The organism is Dokdonella fugitiva (genome assembly GCF_004342425.1).
Lineage (GTDB): Bacteria > Pseudomonadota > Gammaproteobacteria > Xanthomonadales > Rhodanobacteraceae > Dokdonella_A > Dokdonella_A fugitiva.
In genome coordinates, this window is sequence record NZ_SLWQ01000010.1 from 120277 (window position 1) to 135191 (window position 14915).

At 65.9% G+C, this 14915-nt stretch carries 15 protein-coding genes and 3 pseudogenes; 10 read left to right on the forward strand and 8 right to left on the reverse strand.

What is annotated here, in order from left to right; all coding sequences use genetic code 11:
• The first annotated feature begins 939 nt into the window (after positions 1–939).
• Positions 940–1872: a HEPN domain-containing protein gene (locus EV148_RS15770; protein WP_158287506.1), complete on the forward strand. Its 933-nt coding sequence runs from the start codon at positions 940–942 to the stop codon at positions 1870–1872.
• A gap of 269 nt (positions 1873–2141) precedes the next feature.
• Here the strand turns inward: EV148_RS15770 and EV148_RS15775 are convergent.
• Positions 2142–2384 (reverse strand): annotated as a pseudogene (locus EV148_RS15775) (IS110 family transposase); the annotation flags it as partial.
• Positions 2385–2474: 90 nt separating this feature from the next.
• Positions 2475–2696, reverse strand: a pseudogene (locus EV148_RS15780) (IS110 family transposase); the annotation flags it as partial.
• Between the two features lie 163 nt (positions 2697–2859).
• On the opposite strand from EV148_RS15780, the gene EV148_RS15785 reads away from it, so the two are divergent.
• Together EV148_RS15785 and EV148_RS15790 are read left to right on the forward strand one after the other, a co-directional pair.
• Positions 2860–3276 (forward strand): OsmC family protein, encoded by a 417-nt coding sequence (locus EV148_RS15785; RefSeq protein WP_131999808.1) that lies wholly within the window; start codon positions 2860–2862, stop codon positions 3274–3276.
• 91 nt (positions 3277–3367) lie between these two features.
• Positions 3368–3787, forward strand: coding sequence for a hypothetical protein (locus tag EV148_RS15790; protein WP_131999809.1), 420 nt, complete (start codon positions 3368–3370; stop codon positions 3785–3787).
• Between the two features lie 7 nt (positions 3788–3794).
• Here the strand turns inward: EV148_RS15790 and EV148_RS19000 are convergent.
• A pseudogene (locus EV148_RS19000) lies at positions 3795–3965 on the reverse strand (IS110 family transposase); the annotation flags it as partial.
• Positions 3966–4423: 458 nt separating this feature from the next.
• On the opposite strand from EV148_RS19000, the gene EV148_RS15800 reads away from it, so the two are divergent.
• The 3 genes from EV148_RS15800 to EV148_RS18740 all read left to right on the forward strand — a co-directional run bounded on the left by EV148_RS15800 (position 4424) and on the right by EV148_RS18740 (position 5980).
• On the forward strand, positions 4424–4942 hold the full coding sequence (locus tag EV148_RS15800; RefSeq protein WP_131999811.1) for a DUF2199 domain-containing protein: 519 nt from the start codon (positions 4424–4426) through the stop codon (positions 4940–4942).
• A gap of 185 nt (positions 4943–5127) precedes the next feature.
• Positions 5128–5565: a hypothetical protein gene (locus tag EV148_RS15805; RefSeq protein ID WP_131999812.1), complete on the forward strand. Its 438-nt coding sequence runs from the start codon at positions 5128–5130 to the stop codon at positions 5563–5565.
• A 58-nt stretch (positions 5566–5623) separates the two neighbouring features.
• On the forward strand, positions 5624–5980 hold the full coding sequence (locus EV148_RS18740) for a hypothetical protein (RefSeq protein WP_199222808.1): 357 nt from the start codon (positions 5624–5626) through the stop codon (positions 5978–5980).
• Positions 5981–6040: 60 nt separating this feature from the next.
• Here the strand turns inward: EV148_RS18740 and EV148_RS15815 are convergent, their stop codons facing one another.
• Positions 6041–6976, reverse strand: a complete 936-nt coding sequence (locus EV148_RS15815) for a CPBP family intramembrane glutamic endopeptidase (protein WP_131999813.1) — start codon at positions 6974–6976, stop codon at positions 6041–6043.
• 154 nt (positions 6977–7130) lie between these two features.
• Here EV148_RS15815 and EV148_RS15820 point away from each other — a divergent pair, with 154 nt between their 5' ends.
• From EV148_RS15820 to EV148_RS15835, 4 genes are all read left to right on the forward strand, one after another.
• Entirely contained in the window at positions 7131–8000 is an 870-nt protein-coding gene (locus EV148_RS15820) for a LysR family transcriptional regulator (RefSeq protein ID WP_131999814.1), read from the forward strand.
• Between the two features lie 329 nt (positions 8001–8329).
• Positions 8330–8713, forward strand: a complete 384-nt coding sequence (locus EV148_RS15825) for a VOC family protein (RefSeq protein WP_131999815.1) — start codon at positions 8330–8332, stop codon at positions 8711–8713.
• Between the two features lie 18 nt (positions 8714–8731).
• Positions 8732–9220 carry a hypothetical protein gene (locus EV148_RS15830; RefSeq protein ID WP_131999816.1) on the forward strand — a complete coding sequence of 163 codons (489 nt, stop codon included), beginning with the start codon at positions 8732–8734 and terminating at the stop codon, positions 9218–9220.
• Positions 9221–9343: 123 nt separating this feature from the next.
• Complete coding sequence (locus tag EV148_RS15835) at positions 9344–9619, forward strand: DUF2277 domain-containing protein (RefSeq protein WP_131999817.1); 276 nt, start codon at positions 9344–9346, stop codon at positions 9617–9619.
• 13 nt (positions 9620–9632) lie between these two features.
• Here the strand turns inward: EV148_RS15835 and EV148_RS15840 are convergent, their stop codons facing one another.
• The 4 genes from EV148_RS15840 to EV148_RS15855 form a co-directional block, all read right to left on the reverse strand.
• Entirely contained in the window at positions 9633–10025 is a 393-nt protein-coding gene (locus tag EV148_RS15840) for a GFA family protein (RefSeq protein WP_131999818.1), read from the reverse strand.
• Between the two features lie 77 nt (positions 10026–10102).
• Positions 10103–10735, reverse strand: a complete 633-nt coding sequence (locus tag EV148_RS15845) for a response regulator transcription factor (RefSeq protein ID WP_131999819.1) — start codon at positions 10733–10735, stop codon at positions 10103–10105.
• Entirely contained in the window at positions 10732–11520 is a 789-nt protein-coding gene (locus EV148_RS15850; protein WP_158287507.1) for a sensor histidine kinase, read from the reverse strand. The genes EV148_RS15845 and EV148_RS15850 overlap by 4 nt, the downstream gene beginning before the upstream one ends.
• On the reverse strand, positions 11510–14878 hold the full coding sequence (locus EV148_RS15855) for a serine/threonine-protein kinase (protein WP_131999821.1): 3369 nt from the start codon (positions 14876–14878) through the stop codon (positions 11510–11512). Before EV148_RS15855 ends, EV148_RS15850 begins: the two co-directional genes overlap by 11 nt.
• Positions 14879–14915 lie beyond the last annotated feature (37 nt).

A 14915-nucleotide genomic window follows, 5' to 3' on the forward strand; every position in this document is an offset into this window, starting at 1 on the left:
TGCGCGGTAGGGCGGACTCCATTGCGAGCCGACCGGCACCACAGGTGATTGATGTCGCACGGGAAATCATCTTGACCGGCAGGGGCGAGGACGAGCACGATGCCGCGCAATGCCCCGATCTCGGGGTCTATTTGTGGTTTGAACGCACTAATGGATCTCGATGACCTGGCATAGATACAGCATTTGGGACGACTGGAAAGAGTGGACGCAGTTTCTTGCGCTCGTGGACTATTCACTCGAAAGCTCAGCGTCTGTTTGGAAGTCCCTCCCGGTCAAAGACAGGGATCAGGTAACCCTCATACGCACAAATGGCGGCTCTAAATTCACTTGTCCAGGCGATAGGTTCTTACCGACACTCGAAAGCCGCCACACCGTATGCACCCTGCTCATACTGTCCTCATATGCATTGATTGAGGGCCATGTTGAGGAGGTGCTAAGCCATGCAGCCGATTCGTCACTTGCTTCGGTTGCTCTCGTAAACGACTTTCGCAATGGCATCGTGACTGCCAAGGGCCTCTGCTCTAGCGGAGGCATCGAGAAGTGGGGTACAACGCTACTAAGTGCTTTCGCCCGAGACTGGACCAATGTGCATGGCGGCAAGGCCGGCGCCGTAGAGGTAGCAACAGTCCGCAATGCCCTAGCTCATGGCAGAAAGTGCGTGACCACCTCCATGGTCAACCGCGTTTCGGCAGCTGGCGGAGCGCTCCCATGGAGTGTCGGCGATCCCATTACGCTGGATATGGCGTTGACTAGCCTATACCGCAATCGTTTGAGGTCGTTTGCACGTGTGGTTGGGACGGCTGCGCACGTGACGGCGTACCCTTAGCGTGCAGGTGCGTACAAGTCGTTCAAGCCGACGCCGCTTCGCGGCGCGTCACTCAGCGTTAGGCTTCACACATGGCATCTCGAAATCTGAAGCTAAGAAGGTCAATTGCTCCGATGCTTGAGTCGATTGACTCCATTCAATCTGACAATGGCAAGCCGCTACATCTGCGTCCCATTGAAGCAGCTGACCTGATTGCACGCCATTCGATCGTTAAGGTCGAAGAGGATGATGACAAGGACAACTTCATAGAGAAGCCGTGGTTCGCCGCAATCTACGCTGAGATCCACAAGTGGTACGTAGCCAAGTATGGCTCTTTGATGAAAGCCCAGCGCGACAACGCAACTGGACTTATCGTGCACAGGGGATTGCCGCACACGATCGACGTTCCAAAGACTATTTCGACGCTTCAGGAGAACGGTCTTGTGAGGCTCACTTTTCCCTCCAAGCTGTATCCCGCAGAGGATCCAATGGCATGGGTTCGGCCAAAGATATCAAAAAGGTCGATCGGGCCCAGGGCCGGAAAGTTGAGCAAGCGAATCGCAGGCACGTGCAATGGCTTGCGCAAAATTGGGCTCAATGCTGGCTTCGCTGGCGGCGAGAACACTGGGGTTCCGCTTATGGCAGCGTCCATCGTGGCGCACCTGAGCAAAGCTGCGGCGGCTGCTAGCTCGCATCACAAGGAGAGCAATTCGCTTGCCTTATGGGATCTCCACTTGGCATGCGAAAAGTCCGTTAAGTCGCTTCTTACGCAACGTAAGATACAATTTCCAAAAATACATGACTTAATGAAATTGAATGGTCTTGTTCATGATCCGGCATTACGCCAGATGGCGCACAGGGTCATTCGTCGCTTTCCAAGCGAGAATCAAGTGATTAGGCACCGGTACTTGCAGGAGATGGTAATTTCTCCAAACAAGCTTTACGTCTTCTACTCGTTGGCGCTGAGGCTTTGCGTGATCTATACCTCGAGCCTGACACAGGAATTCCAGATCGCAGACGCTTCATTCTTCCTGAAGCGGCCGCCGTGGTTCTCACAGCTGGAGTGAAGCCTACAGTTCATGTATGGATTCCCCTTGCAAGTGACCGAGTGATTCCGCTTCTGGCAAGCGGTGCGGTAGCAGTCGTGTATTCGGCCTTGGGGCGAGCAGCGGGTGCTCGGGCCATGATGGAATCCGCCGAGACGAAGCCACACGTTCAATCGGCCACACACGGCCAAAAGAGTTATAGGCTTGCTCGTCCCGGGGGCCGACTCGTTTGCCATCGTCGTTTCGCTTGGTGCAACGCGGGGTCGGGACTCAGTGGGTCGCCGGCGCGACTCGCACACGCGGTGTAGCCCCTGGATGCCTTGCTGTTCGGGCGTCTTGACAGGAACGCGTCGGATCGACGCGCAGCGCGCGGCTTCGAGCAAGCCCGCGGCGTCGGTGCGATCGGTCTTGTTGCGTCGCACGTACGGTCGCACGTCGTGCGCCGGCAGCAGCTCGACCGCATGCCCGAGTCGCGCGAAGCGGCGCGCCCAGTAATGCGCCGAACCGCAGGCTTCCATCACGACGCGCAGCGGCTGGCGGTGGATTAACGGGGTTGGATTAACGGGGTCAGAGCACCTTATTCGGGAGTCGACTCGCGATCGCGACGCGGCCGATGGGCGTTGCTGTCGCGCGAACCGGCGCGCCCAATAATGCGCCGAACCGCAGGCTTCCATCACGACGCGCAGCGGCGGGCGATTGTCGAGCACGCGCGCGAACGCCGTTCGGTTGAGCCGCCGGCGCTCGACGATGCGTGCATCGGCATCGGCGAAGGCAAGCTCGAACACGTCCTTGGCGAGGTCGATGGCGACGGTGGCAATGGCGCCATTGTCCGGCGTAGCATGCATGTCGGACTCCGCTCGCGATCCCGTGTCCGGATCATCATGATTCGCCTGGCTCACCGAAGCCGTGTGGCGACACGAGCGTTGTCCGTTCGATCATCCAAGCCGACGCCGCTTCGCGGCGCGGCTTTGCTCGGGTGTCGGGCCGCCCATTTAAGGAAGATCGCGTATGGAAATCTCCGCGCACATCCGCAATCACGCGAATGGCCACGAGGTCCGTGTTGCCACGGCGGGCAACATTCAGCGCGTCGAGGTCGCCGCGAAGACCCATGGTCCGGGAAGCTCGGTGAACGGTGGCGAGCTCCTCATGGCCGCGCTCGCCACCTGCTACTGCAACGATCTCTACCGCGAGGCTGCTCGCCTCGGAATTGAAATCAGCGGTTGCGAAGTCGTCGCCACCGCACGATTCAACGGCATCGGAGCCGGCGCCGAGTCGGTCAGCTATCGCGCCCGCGTGGATTCTTCGGCAGCACCGGAGCACATCGAGCATTTGCTGGCGCAGACCGATCGCCTGGCTGAGGTCCACAACACGCTCAGGTCCGGCTGCGCTGTGGAACGGGTTGCTTGGTATCCGCCGTCGGCCTGACAATTCGTCCAAGCCGATGCCGCTTCGCGGCGCGGCTTACGTCAGGCTTCAGCTGGACCGACATTTCGTACGCACTCTGGGGAGAAATCGAGTGAACACACCGGCGTGGTTCAAGTTCGTCGCAGTCCTCGCATTGCTCTGGAATCTGCTCGGCTGCATTGCATTCTTCTCCGACCTTCGTCTTTCGCCAGAAGACCTCGCCAAGCTTCCCGAGGCGCAGCAAGCGCTCTACGCCGCCCGTCTTGGCTGGGCGGTCGCAGCTACCGCAATGGCGGTGTTCGGCGGAGCTCTGGGTTCCATCGGGCTCCTCCTGCGCAAGAAATGGGCGCTTCCTGTTTTTGTTCTCTCCCTGCTCGGAATTATCGTTCAGGACATGGGTCTCTTTGTACTGGCAGACGGACTGCGGTTGGCGGGTCCTGTCGCTGTCGTCATGCAAGCGGTAGTGCTTGCCGTCGGCATCGGCCTCGTCTTGCTCAGCCGCAAGGGGATTGCGTGCGGTTGGCTGTCGTAAGGCGGCCAACCACGCGCAGCGGCGGGCGATTGTAGAGTCCGCGAGCGAACGCGGCTCGGTTGAGCCGCCGCGGCTCGAGGATGCGTGCATCGGCATCGGCGAAGCCAAGTTCGAACACATCCTTGGCGAGGTCGATGGCGACGGTGGAAATGGCGACATCGTTCGGCGTAGCATGCAGGGCGGACTTCTCTCGCGATCCCGTGTACGGATCATCATGATCCGCCTGGCTCATCGAAGCCGTGCGGCGACACAAGGTGAGTTCATTCGATCATTCAAGCTGGCACCGCTTCGCGGCGCGGCTTAGCTCAGGTGGTTAGGCCCCGCAATGAGCATCTCCGAACACGCTGCTGTTCGCGTTACCTCCGAGATCCCGGTGGAACGAATAGACCCTGGTGCTGGGCTAGGCCGCGTGCCGCGAGTCGGGATCTTGGCGCAGTGGTATTGGTGCATGCCATGTCTCGCGGGGAGCCGGCCTTTACAGTGGAGTGCGTCGACCCCGACGGACCCACTGTGTGGGTCGCGGATGTGTTTGCCTCGGAGATCGAGCGGGTTCCCTCCACTGCGGGCGGGCCCTAACGATTCATGTCAAGCCGAAGCCGCTTCGCGGCTCGGCTTAATTCAGGCGTCTAGGCTCCAATGACATACATCTGCGAGACGTGCGGGAAAGAGCATTCCGGATGGCCGCCGGACATCGGATTTCAGCGGCCTGATGAGGTGTGGGCTATCCCCGAGCCTACTCGTGTTGAGAGGGCGCAAGCCAACAACGATCTTTGCATCTTGGACGGCGAACGGTTCTTCATCAGGGCCATCCTCTACGTACCGCTATCGGGTCATGAAGAGAGTTGGGGGCTTGGCCTATGGATCGAAGTTTCTCAAGACGACTTCGATGTCTATTACCACCTCTACGACGAAGATGCATCATCGGCGGAACCCTTTCCAGGCCGCATCGCCAATGCTCTGAAGGCCTACCCGCAGGCACTTGGCGCCGAGGTTTCGGTTAAGTTGGGCACGGCGAAAGACCGCCCAGTGCTTACGTTTCCTCGTGACACGAATGTCGATCTAGGCGTTGCGCAGCGCGAGGGGCTTAGTGATGCTGCACTTCACGAGGCCATCCGCATCGAGCGTCCATCGCTGCTCAGTCGCGTTGGCGGCTAATTGAGGATTTCCTGCTTGTGCAATTTACATCAGCGACTTTGCGTATGTGACAAGCTGTACGCCGCCGCCAGGACCGATGCCGATGGCCACTCGCGTGTATGCCTACCTCGCCATTTGCGGCTTCACCTGCGAGGCGGAAAACGATCACGACGCTGGTTGACTTAGCCGTCCAGCGTGTCAGGCGCGTGGGCGACAGGACGCTGGGCGGCCGCCTCGTAACGGAGAACTCGTGGTCCAGTCAGCCGCCCATCCCTGCGGGCGAAGAGCAGCCGGACCATTACGTCTTGGCAGTTCTGGACCATATCGCCTCACGGCCGCCCGAGCTCGCCGAGTTCCTGCGGCGCCATGATTCGGGCATCAACGTCGTGGGCGAATTCCGTCGAATGAACGGGGGATTTCATATGTCTCCGGAGCTTGTCGCGCGCTGCGCAGACCTGGGCGTCTGGCTGGACTTTGATCTGTACAATTTCGTGGCGAGGATGAGCCAGAGGCGTGATGTACGTCGCGGCGTGCGTCGATGCCTCGGCTACCACGCCTCAGTAGCGGTGCACTCGACAGAATCCACCTCGACACCACACCATGCGCGCGACGCGATCCTCCTGGAAATGCCTGCCTCCCCCTGAGGCAACGGCGCCGCTCGGTTTCGACGCGGTCTTCACCGACGCGGAGGCGGAGCAGCTCATGCTCGGCCTCGTGCCGGAGCGGATGGAAGACAAGTGGTTCATCTATGGCGAGGACGGTTGGCTGCGGTTCCATCGCAGCTGGAGCGGCGCCTTGATCTATGCGCTGCGTCTCGACGGCTCGCCGGATGGCGTGCGTGTCGCGGAATCGTGGGTCAACCGCGATCCGGAGCAGTACGCGGCCACCGATGTTGCCTACGATCGCGCGCTTGTACGCTTCCTCATCGACGCGTTCCTGCTTCGCAAACCCGGCGTTCGTTTCCCGATGCCGCAGGATGCCGCGGGTGCCCCTGATGGGGTCGTCCAGCACGCGCTGGTCGGTCGCGCGTATCCGGAACGCGGCTCGGGCGATCGCTAGTTGGCCGGCCACGCGCTCCATGTTCGGTCAGTGATGCGACGTTGCCGCGCGGCGACAGCTTCAGGCGGGACGGGCTTCCGGTTGCGGTGACTTCAGCGTATCGATACGCGGTGTCGCGCCGCCGATGAGACGATGCTTTCGCTGGGCCCAGTACAGCATGGCAGCGACGGTGACCACGAGCATGACGATCGTGACGATGGAGCTTTCTGGACCGAACAAACCGCCTGTCAGCCAAACCGGGCCGCGATACTCGCCGACCATCGGTGCCATGCGACGCCAGTCTTCAATGCCTGACAGGGGTAGTCCGGAGAGGATGATCGTGAAGTTCCACGCAGCGTGATTCGCTGCTGCGACCCAGAGGTTTCGCGAAAGCACGAACACGAGGGTCCACAGTGCGCCGGTCAAGGTTACCGACACGATCATCGTGACCAGTTCCTGCATGCTGGCGCGGCCCTCGATATTTTCGAGATGACCGAGCGCGAAGATCACGGACTGCAGGCACAATGCCGGGACGGTGCCCCAGGCGCTTTCCAGGATGCGGAAAAGGATGCAACGGTAGGCGATTTCTTCCAGGGTCGCGGCAATCACGATCAGACCGGCGATGCCGAGCAGGCCGCGCTGCAGTCCATGGTAGGCGGTGATCTCATACGCCCCGAGCGCAAGCACCAACAGCATCGAAATCGCCACCAGCAGGCCGCCGGATGCGCCACCGAGCATGATCGCGAGCGGCGCGGGGCGCAGTTCACTGGCATTGCGGGCTTCGACAAGGCGGACGTAGGCCCAGTAAGCCAGCACGGCGAAGACGATAATGCCGGTCCGCCGCAGCAGGCTCGTGACGGAGTCGTCGGGATGGAATAGGGCCTGCAGTCCCGGCAGCACCAGCATGCGGACAAACAGCACGGCGCCGAACAGGGCGGCGAACGCCAAGAGCAGTTTCTTGGCAACGGCTATCACGCGCCGGAAATGATGCAAGGTGAACTCCTGCGTCTGTCCCATGAATGACCGGGATATCGCGAGGCGAGATGGCCCGAGTCGCAACCCGTGTCGCGCATTCTAGGTCAGTCGATAATGCATGCGCATGGTCATATCGGCATGACGCTCATGCATAATTGCATGCGAGCAACCACACGACGTCGGCAGCCGATTTCGCATGGAATGGAGCGATTTACGCATCTTCCTGGCCATCGCGCGGGAAGGAACGCTGGGGGCCGCCGCCCGGAAGCTGGCGCAGACGCAGCCAACCATGGGGCGACGATTGCGCGTCCTGGAGGACGCGCTCGGACACACGCTTTTCCAGCGGACCAAGGACGGTTTCGTCCTGACCGACGAAGGTTCCACCCTGCTGGGTCATGCCGAACGCATGGAAGCGGAAGCGCTCGCCATCGAGCGTCGGCTTGCGGGGCAAACGCAGCAACTCGAAGGCCTGCTGAGAATCACCTCGTCGGATTGGTTCGGCGCACATATCCTCACGCCGGTGCTTGCGGAGTTTTCCATCCTGCATCCTCAGGTCACGATCGAGTTGTTGACGGATGCGCGCTTCCTGAGCCTTTCCCGTCGCGAGGCCGATGTGGCGTTCCGCATCAGGCCGTTCGATGAGCCGGACGTCGTCTCGCGAAAGTTGTTGCACATGCGCTATCGCGCCTACCTTCGCCAGGGAATCGCCCATCCGATGGCGGGCGATGGCACCGGCAGTGCGTTGCTGGCGCTGGACTCCGCGTTCGCAGGGGTGCCCGACGACAGCTGGCTGCAAACGATGTTGCCGAAGGCACGCACGGTTTTCCGCAGCAACAGCCGCGACGTGCAAGCCAGGATGTGCGCTCACGGTGTGGGTATCGCGGTACTGCCGATTCCGTTGGCCGATGCCACCGGTGGCATCGAGCCGATCGACTTGGGCACCGAGCCGCCAGGCCGCGATACATGGGTCGGCTATCACCGGGATCTGCGTCGACTGCCTCGCCTTCGGGCATTGCTCGAGCTGGTGATCGCGCGGCTTGCGAACGGATCATCGGGCCGGCAGTGAACCGCGCATGTCTGTTTTGGGTCGGCAGCAGTCATTCGCCGACCACGGGACCGATCATTGCGGCCCGCGAGTCCGACACGGAGTACGCGTGCGCGCTCGTGCGCTTCCTCACCGACGCGTTCCTGCTCCGCAAGCCTGGCGTCCGCTTCCCGATGCCGCGGGGTGCCGGGGGCTCCCGAGGGCATCGTCCAGCGCGCGCTGGTCGGTCGCGCGCATCCGGAACGCGGCCCGGGCGATCGCTGGTGGGCGAGCCACGCGCTGCATGGCGACGCGTGCGCTTCGATGCGTTCGATCGGCTACGATCGAGGCTCCACCGACAGGAGGTCGCCATGCCGGGTCCCGCACGCGCTGGCCTGTTCGTTTACGCGAAGGATGCCGAGCGCCTCGCGACGTTCTACGCGTCGGTGGCCGGCATGGTTCGCCTGCACGCGACCGATGAACTCATCGTGCTCGAATCCGCGGACATCCAGTTGCTCGTGCACCGGATTCCCGCTGCCATCGCCGCGGGCATCGAGATCACGTCGCCGCCGCAGCGACGCGAGGACACGGCGCTGAAGTTCTTCTTCACGGTGCCGAGCATCGAAGCGGCGATGGCGACGGCGACGCGCCTCGGCGGCGATGTGTCCGGCGAACGATGGAACGGGCCCGGATTCGTCGTCTGCAATGCGTGCGACCCGGAGGGCAACATCTTCCAGGTCAGGGAAGCGACCTGACGACTCGGATCGGCGCCCATGCGAACGCTGCTGTACCTGTCGAGTCTCTTCCTCGCGCTGCCCTCGATCGCACTCGCCGCGGCATTCCTCGTGCTCGGCACCGCGATCTCGGCGCACTCGCTGCTCGGCTTCCTCGGCGTGCTGCTCGAGACGGCGCTCTGGTTGCTGCCGTGGGGCCTGCTCGCGATCATGGCCGTGTTCGTCGCGCTCGTGGTCGCGGGGTTTTCCGTCCGCTTACGCTGGCTCGCGAGCCTCCTCGTCGCCGCGCTCGCGATCGGCAGCAGCGCGACCGCGCTTGCGCTCATCACGTTGCACGGCAACGGGTCCCTCGGGCAGCTCGTGTTCTTCATCCCGGCTGCGGTTTCCGCTGCGATCGCGCTCTGGCTTGCGGTTCGGGAAGGCCGCGCGTCGGTGACGGCCGCGGGCGCTCGAGCGCGGGCCGACGACGCGCGCATCGCAGCGGCTGTGATCACGAGCGAAAATGGGATGCCACGTTCGCGGGAATGACGACGCCGTCAGGCCTAGGTGAGCTATCCCGCACCTTCGTGGACTCGGGAGTGATCTACTATCGACGCGGCCGAGGCAGCGCCCTACGGAGTTGCCCTCACCCGACGAGCGCTGGAGGTTTCCATGTGCAGGAACATCAAGACGCTGTACAACTTCGATCCGCCGGCGACGGAGGACGAGATCCGCGCGTCCGCGCTGCAGTTCGTGCGCAAGCTCAGCGGGTTCAATACGCCGTCCAAGGCGAACGAAGCGGTGTTCAACGCGGCGGTCGAGCAGGTCAGTGCGGCGGCCACCACGCTCATCAACTCGCTGTTCACCCTGAGCACGCCGCGCAATCGCGAGATCGAACGCGCCAAGCTCGTGATCGCCTCGGCGAAGCGATTCGGACGTTCGGAGTGACGACGGCGCGGGCCTAGTCCTCGAAGCGGTCCGTCGATTCGCGATCGCGCTCGTAGTGCCGCGCGAGCGGGAACGGCGGCAGCCACGATTCGCGCCGGATCGTCCAGAGCTCGTACGTCGGCGTGAACCGGTCGGGGGCGTCGAACGTGCCGAGGTTCACTTCGATTTCGTCGCCGCTGCGCCCGAACACCGACGAGCCGCAACGCGGGCAGAAATGCCGCCCGGCGTACGAGCGCGTCCCGCCTTCGATCGCCACCGCGTCGGCGGGGAAGATCGCCGAGGCGTGGAACAGCGCGCCGTGGTGCTTGCGGCAATCGAGGCAGTGGCAGATGCCGACGCGGTACGGGCGTCCCGTGGCGACGATGCGCACGTCGCCGCACAGGCAGCCTCCGCTGGATGTTTCCATGACGTCGCTCCTCTCGACCGTGGTCGAAACGTCGTGGGGACGCGCGCGGCGATTGCAACCGCGCGGTGGCGGGCGGTTCAGTCGACGAGGCGCTTGCGCACCGCGTAGCGCACGAGTTCGGCGCTGTTGCGCACGCCGAGCTTGGCGAGCACGCGGCTGCGGCGGTTCTCCGCGGCTTTCGCGCTGATGTCGAGCTTGTTGGCGATCTCCTTGATCGTGAGGCCGTCGACGACGAGGTGCAGCACTTCGCGTTCGCGGTCGGACAGCGCGCCGTAGGGATCTTCCGGCTGCGGATGCTTGAGCTGGCTGGCGAGGATCTTCGTCGCGTACGGGCCGAAGTAGACGCCGCCGGCGGCGATCGTGCGGATCGCATCGAGCAGCTCGTTGGTCGCGGTGTTCTTCACCAGGTAACCAGACGCACCCGCGCGCACCACCTGCACGGCGTACTCGTCTTCCTCGTGCATGGTCAGCACGAGCACCTTCGTGCGCGGCAGTTCCTCGGTCAGGCGGCGCACGACGTCGATGCCGGACAGGCGCGGCATCGAGATGTCGATCACCGCGATGTCGGGTTGCAGCGCGAGGGCCTGTTCGACGGCGCTGATGCCGTCGCCGGCTTCGCCGACGACGACGCAATCGCCGCTGGCCCGCAGCATCGCGACCAGGCATTCGCGCAACACGGTGTGATCATCGGCAATCAAGAGGCGGATCATGGGCTCGCTCCCGGGGAGGCATCCGATAGCGGGAAATGCACCGACAGGCCGAAACCGGCGCCGGGTGTGGACTGGAACTGGAGGGAACCACCGAACAGGCGCACGCGATCGCGCATGCCGCCGAGGCCGCTGCTGGCGCCCTGGCGGCCGCGCGCGAGCGCGGCATCGATGTCGCAGCCGCTGCCGTCGTCGCGCACGCGCAGGCTGGCCTGCTCGCCGCGGCCGTCGAACGCGATCGCCACGCGGCGCGCGGATGCGTGCCTGGCGGTGTTGGCGAGTGCTTCCTGCACGAGGCGGAACACCAACGTCGAGCGGTCGGCGTCGATGCCCGCGGGCGGCGCGTGGTAGTCGAGCTGCGTGTCGATGCCGTGCGTCTCGGAGAACGAGCGCGCGAGCCAGCGCAACGCGGGTTCGAGGCCGAGATCGTCGAGGATCTGCGGGCGCAGCATGCGCGACAGCGCGCGCGTGTCCTGCAGGGTCGAATCGCCGATCGCGTGCGCGCGCGCGAGTTCGTCGCGCGCGTGGCGGTTGCGTTCGTCGTCGGGCAGCGACGCCAGCGCTTCGCTGATCAGGTGCAGCATCGCGGCCAGGTTGTGGCCGACGCCGTCGTGCAGTTCGCGCGCGAAGCGGCTGCGTTCCTCTTCCTGCACGCGCCACACCGACCGCGCGATGCGCTGGAACGCGGCCTGGCCCTGGCGCAGGCGTTCGGCGAGGGCTTCGTGCGCCTGCAGGAGCTCGGTGAGCTGCGCGCGCATCTCGTTGGGGGAGGGGGGGTCAGTGCGCATCGCCGCCTTCCTCGCGCAGGCGTCGTTCGATCCGCTGGTCCAGGTTCGCGCGCGCGCCTTCGGGTGCATCGGCGAGCAGGTCCTTGCGCGCCGCGGCTGCCGCCGCGGTCGCCGCGATCGCTTCGGCTGCATCGGGCGGGAACGCGCGCGCGCCGAGGGCATGGACGAAATACGCGTCGGCCGCGCGGCCGGCATCCTTGAGCAAGGGCAGGGCTTCACGATAGCGCCGCGCGGCGGTGCCGCGATCGCCGGCCTGCAGCGCGGCGCCGATCTCGAGTTCGAGCCAGGCGAGCCGCGTCGGCACTTCGGCGAGCTGAGTGGCGTCGCCGCTCAGGGCGGCGAGTGCGGAGGCCGCGCGCGTCGGTTTGCCGGGCATCGCGAAGGCGAGTCGCGCACGCTGCAAGCGCACTTCGACCGCGACCTTGCCACTGTGCGCCTCGGCGGCGGCGGCAGCCGCATCGTCGAGCCTGGCCGCGGCGGCGGCGAAGTCGCCGCGCGCCTGCAGTTGTCTGGCGCCGACGAGCAGGAGCGTCGCGCGCTGGTCGGCATTGGCATGCCCGGCGGGGACCCTGGCGAGTGCGGCGTCGGTCGCCGCTTCGTCACCGAGTGCGCTCGACAGGCGCGCCTGCAGCAGCGTCGCCTCCACCAGCATGCGCCGGTCGGCGCGGCGCGCGGCGATCCGTTCCGCGCGCACGGCGTGGTCGAGACCCTCGGCCCAACGGCCCTCGGCGAGCGAGAGCTCGCCGAGGTCGAGGTGCGCGGCGGAGGCTTCCTCGCCGAGCTGGCGGTCCTCCGCATCGCGCAAGGTCTTCTGCAGGCGCTCGCGCGCCGCCGCGAAATGCCCGCGCGCGATGTCGAGCAGGCCGATGCTCTGCTCGACGCGCAGCAGGCCGTTGTTGTCGTCGAGCTTGCGGTAGAGGGATTCGGCCTGTTGCCAGTAGACCAGCGCATTGTCGAACTGGCCGAGCCGGAACGAACTGAAGCCGACGTTGTTGAGGCTCTCGGCGACCTGGTCGGGCAGGTCGAGCTGCTGGCGCAACGCGAGCGCCTCGCGATAGGCGACGAGCGCGGCCGCATCGTCGCCGCGTTCCTCGGCGATCACGCCGCGGTCGTTGGCAAGGTCGGCGAGGCTGGCGCGATCGCCGAGCTGCTCGAGCATCGCCTTGACGCGATCGAGCGTGCGCTCGGCCGCGTCGCGCTCGCCGCGCTCGGCCTCGACGATGGCGAGGTTGCGCAAGGTCTTGCTGAGGCCGAGCGTGTCGCCGAGGCGTTCGCGCGTCGCCGCGGCGCGCGTGTATTGCTCGGCCGCCGCGTCGAGCTGGCCGAGTCGCTCGTAGCCGATGCCGAGCGCGTTGCGCACTTCCGCTTCGGCGGCCGCGTCGCGCGCGCGCGTGTCGAGCACGAGCGCGCGCACGAGGTACTCGTCGACCGCGGGCTGCGCCTCGCCCTGCTGGATCGAGGTGCGGCCGAGCAGGAACCAGGCGCGTGCATCCTGGTCGTCTTCCTTCACGTAGCGGCGCAACTGCGCGATCGCGCCGGCGCCGTCGCCATCGGCGGCGAGGGTTTCCGCGGCGAGCAGGGAAAGGAATGGATCGTGCGGGAACGCGCGCACGGAGTCGTCGAGCAGGCTGCGCGCCTGCGCCGGGTCGTCGAGCGCGCGTGCGCGCAGCTCGCGCCCGAGCGCGCCGTCCTCGTGCGCGAACCGCTGCAGGATCGCCGCGCGCGTGTTGTCGGCCGGCAGTTCCTGCTGCGCGGCGGACTGCGCGTCGAGCAACGCGCGCGCGACGAGCGCGCTGGCCGGGTCCTGCGCGGCGAGTCCGGCGAGGGTCGCCGCCGCCGGCGCGGGTTCGTGCCGGTCGAGCGCGGCCAGCGCGCCGCCGAACGCGGCGAGCGAGGCGGGCGCGAGCGACGGGGTGGTTCCCGCGCGCCGCCCCGACGCGGCGAGCCAGGTCGCCGTCGCTTCGCGATAGGCGGCGAACAACTCGGCCGCATTCGTGCCGCGCACGTCGACGACAGGTCCGGCCTGCGGCGACGACGGCTCGCTCGACCAGAGTTGCAGGTGCAACGCCTGTGCATCGCGCGCGAGCGTGCCATGCACGAGGCGGGTCGCCTTGGCTGCGCCGGCGACGTCGGCGAGGCGGCGCAGCAGCACGTCGCGCGGCTGGTCCGGTGCGACGCGCGCGAGTGCGTCGAGCACGCGACGGCGCGGGATCGATGCCGCGCCGGGATCGTTGCGCAGCCAGGTCGCGAGGTGTTCGTCGAGGCCGCGCGCGATCGCGGCAAGCTCGGCATCGCCCGTGGGCGCGAAGATCGGCAGCACGCCGATGCGTGGCACGGCCGGCGCGACGACCGCGGCCGGCGCGGGCGCGGGCCACGGGTGGCGCCACAGCCAGGTGGCGAGCGCGGTGCAGGCGAGTGCGGCGAACGCGCCGGCCCACAGCACGCGCCGGTCGAGCGGCGGTCGCGGCACGCGCCTGGCGTCGAGCGCACGCACGGCATCGCGCGCCGAGGCGAACCGGTGCGCCGGATTGACCTTGAGCAGGCGCTCGCTGAACGCGTGCATCCATCCCGGCAGCTCCGGCCGCGCCCTGGCGAGCGACGGCGGGGGGCGCAACAGGCGTTGCACCACGGCTTCCGCCGGCGTGCCGCCGGAGAACGGCAGCTCGCCCGCGAGCATCTCGTAGAAGATGAGGCCGACGGCGTAGAGGTCGCTGCGCGCGTCGATCGGTCCACCGCGCGCCTGCTCGGGCGACAGGTATTCGGGCGTGCCGACGATCATGCCGGTCTGCGTCATGCCGGTCGCGCCGAGGATGCGGGCGACGCCGAAGTCGGTGATGTAGGCGTGGTCGCCGTCGCCGAGCAGCACGTTGGCGGGCTTCAGGTCGCGGTGGACGACGCCGCGCAGGTGAGCCGCGCCGAGTCCTTCGAGCAACCCGCGCACGATCGCGATCGCCTGTTCCGGCGCGAGCCTGCGCACGCGGTCGAGGCGGTGCTCGAGCGATTCGCCGGCGATGAAGTCCATGCTGATGAACCAGCGGCCGTCGTGCTCGGCGATGTCGTGGATGCGCACCACGTGCGGGCTCGATACCTGTCGCGCGAGCAGCAGTTCCTGGCGGAAGGTGCGGAACGCCTCCGGGCGGCGCGCGAGGTCGGGGCGCAGCAGCTTGAGCGCGACGTCGATGTCGAGCGAGAGGTCGCGCGCGCGGTAGACGACGCCCATGCCGCCGATGCCGATCATCGCCTCGATGCGGAAGCGCCCGCCCAGCACGTCGCCGGCGCGCAGCTCGCTCGCGGCGAAAAAGCCGGTGAGCGTCGCGGCGTCGTCGCTGGGCGATGGTTCGTTCAGGCCGGCATTCACGCGCCCACGATAGCGCGGAAGGCGCGCGCCGCACAGG

Coding starts and splice junctions, on each gene's coding strand:
- EV148_RS15830 (WP_131999816.1), top strand. CDS start 8,732: ATGCGAACGCTGCTGTACCTGTCGAGTCTCTTCCTCGCGCTGCCCTCG.
- EV148_RS15800 (WP_131999811.1), top strand. CDS start 4,424: ATGACATACATCTGCGAGACGTGCGGGAAAGAGCATTCCGGATGGCCG.
- EV148_RS15825 (WP_131999815.1), top strand. CDS start 8,330: ATGCCGGGTCCCGCACGCGCTGGCCTGTTCGTTTACGCGAAGGATGCC.
- EV148_RS18740 (WP_199222808.1), top strand. CDS start 5,624: ATGCTCGGCCTCGTGCCGGAGCGGATGGAAGACAAGTGGTTCATCTAT.
- EV148_RS15845 (WP_131999819.1), bottom strand. CDS start 10,735: ATGATCCGCCTCTTGATTGCCGATGATCACACCGTGTTGCGCGAATGC.
- EV148_RS15815 (WP_131999813.1), bottom strand. CDS start 6,976: ATGGGACAGACGCAGGAGTTCACCTTGCATCATTTCCGGCGCGTGATA.
- EV148_RS15785 (WP_131999808.1), top strand. CDS start 2,860: ATGGAAATCTCCGCGCACATCCGCAATCACGCGAATGGCCACGAGGTC.
- EV148_RS15770 (WP_158287506.1), top strand. CDS start 940: ATGCTTGAGTCGATTGACTCCATTCAATCTGACAATGGCAAGCCGCTA.
- EV148_RS15850 (WP_158287507.1), bottom strand. CDS start 11,520: ATGCGCACTGACCCCCCCTCCCCCAACGAGATGCGCGCGCAGCTCACC.
- EV148_RS15835 (WP_131999817.1), top strand. CDS start 9,344: ATGTGCAGGAACATCAAGACGCTGTACAACTTCGATCCGCCGGCGACG.
- EV148_RS15840 (WP_131999818.1), bottom strand. CDS start 10,025: ATGGAAACATCCAGCGGAGGCTGCCTGTGCGGCGACGTGCGCATCGTC.
- EV148_RS15820 (WP_131999814.1), top strand. CDS start 7,131: ATGGAATGGAGCGATTTACGCATCTTCCTGGCCATCGCGCGGGAAGGA.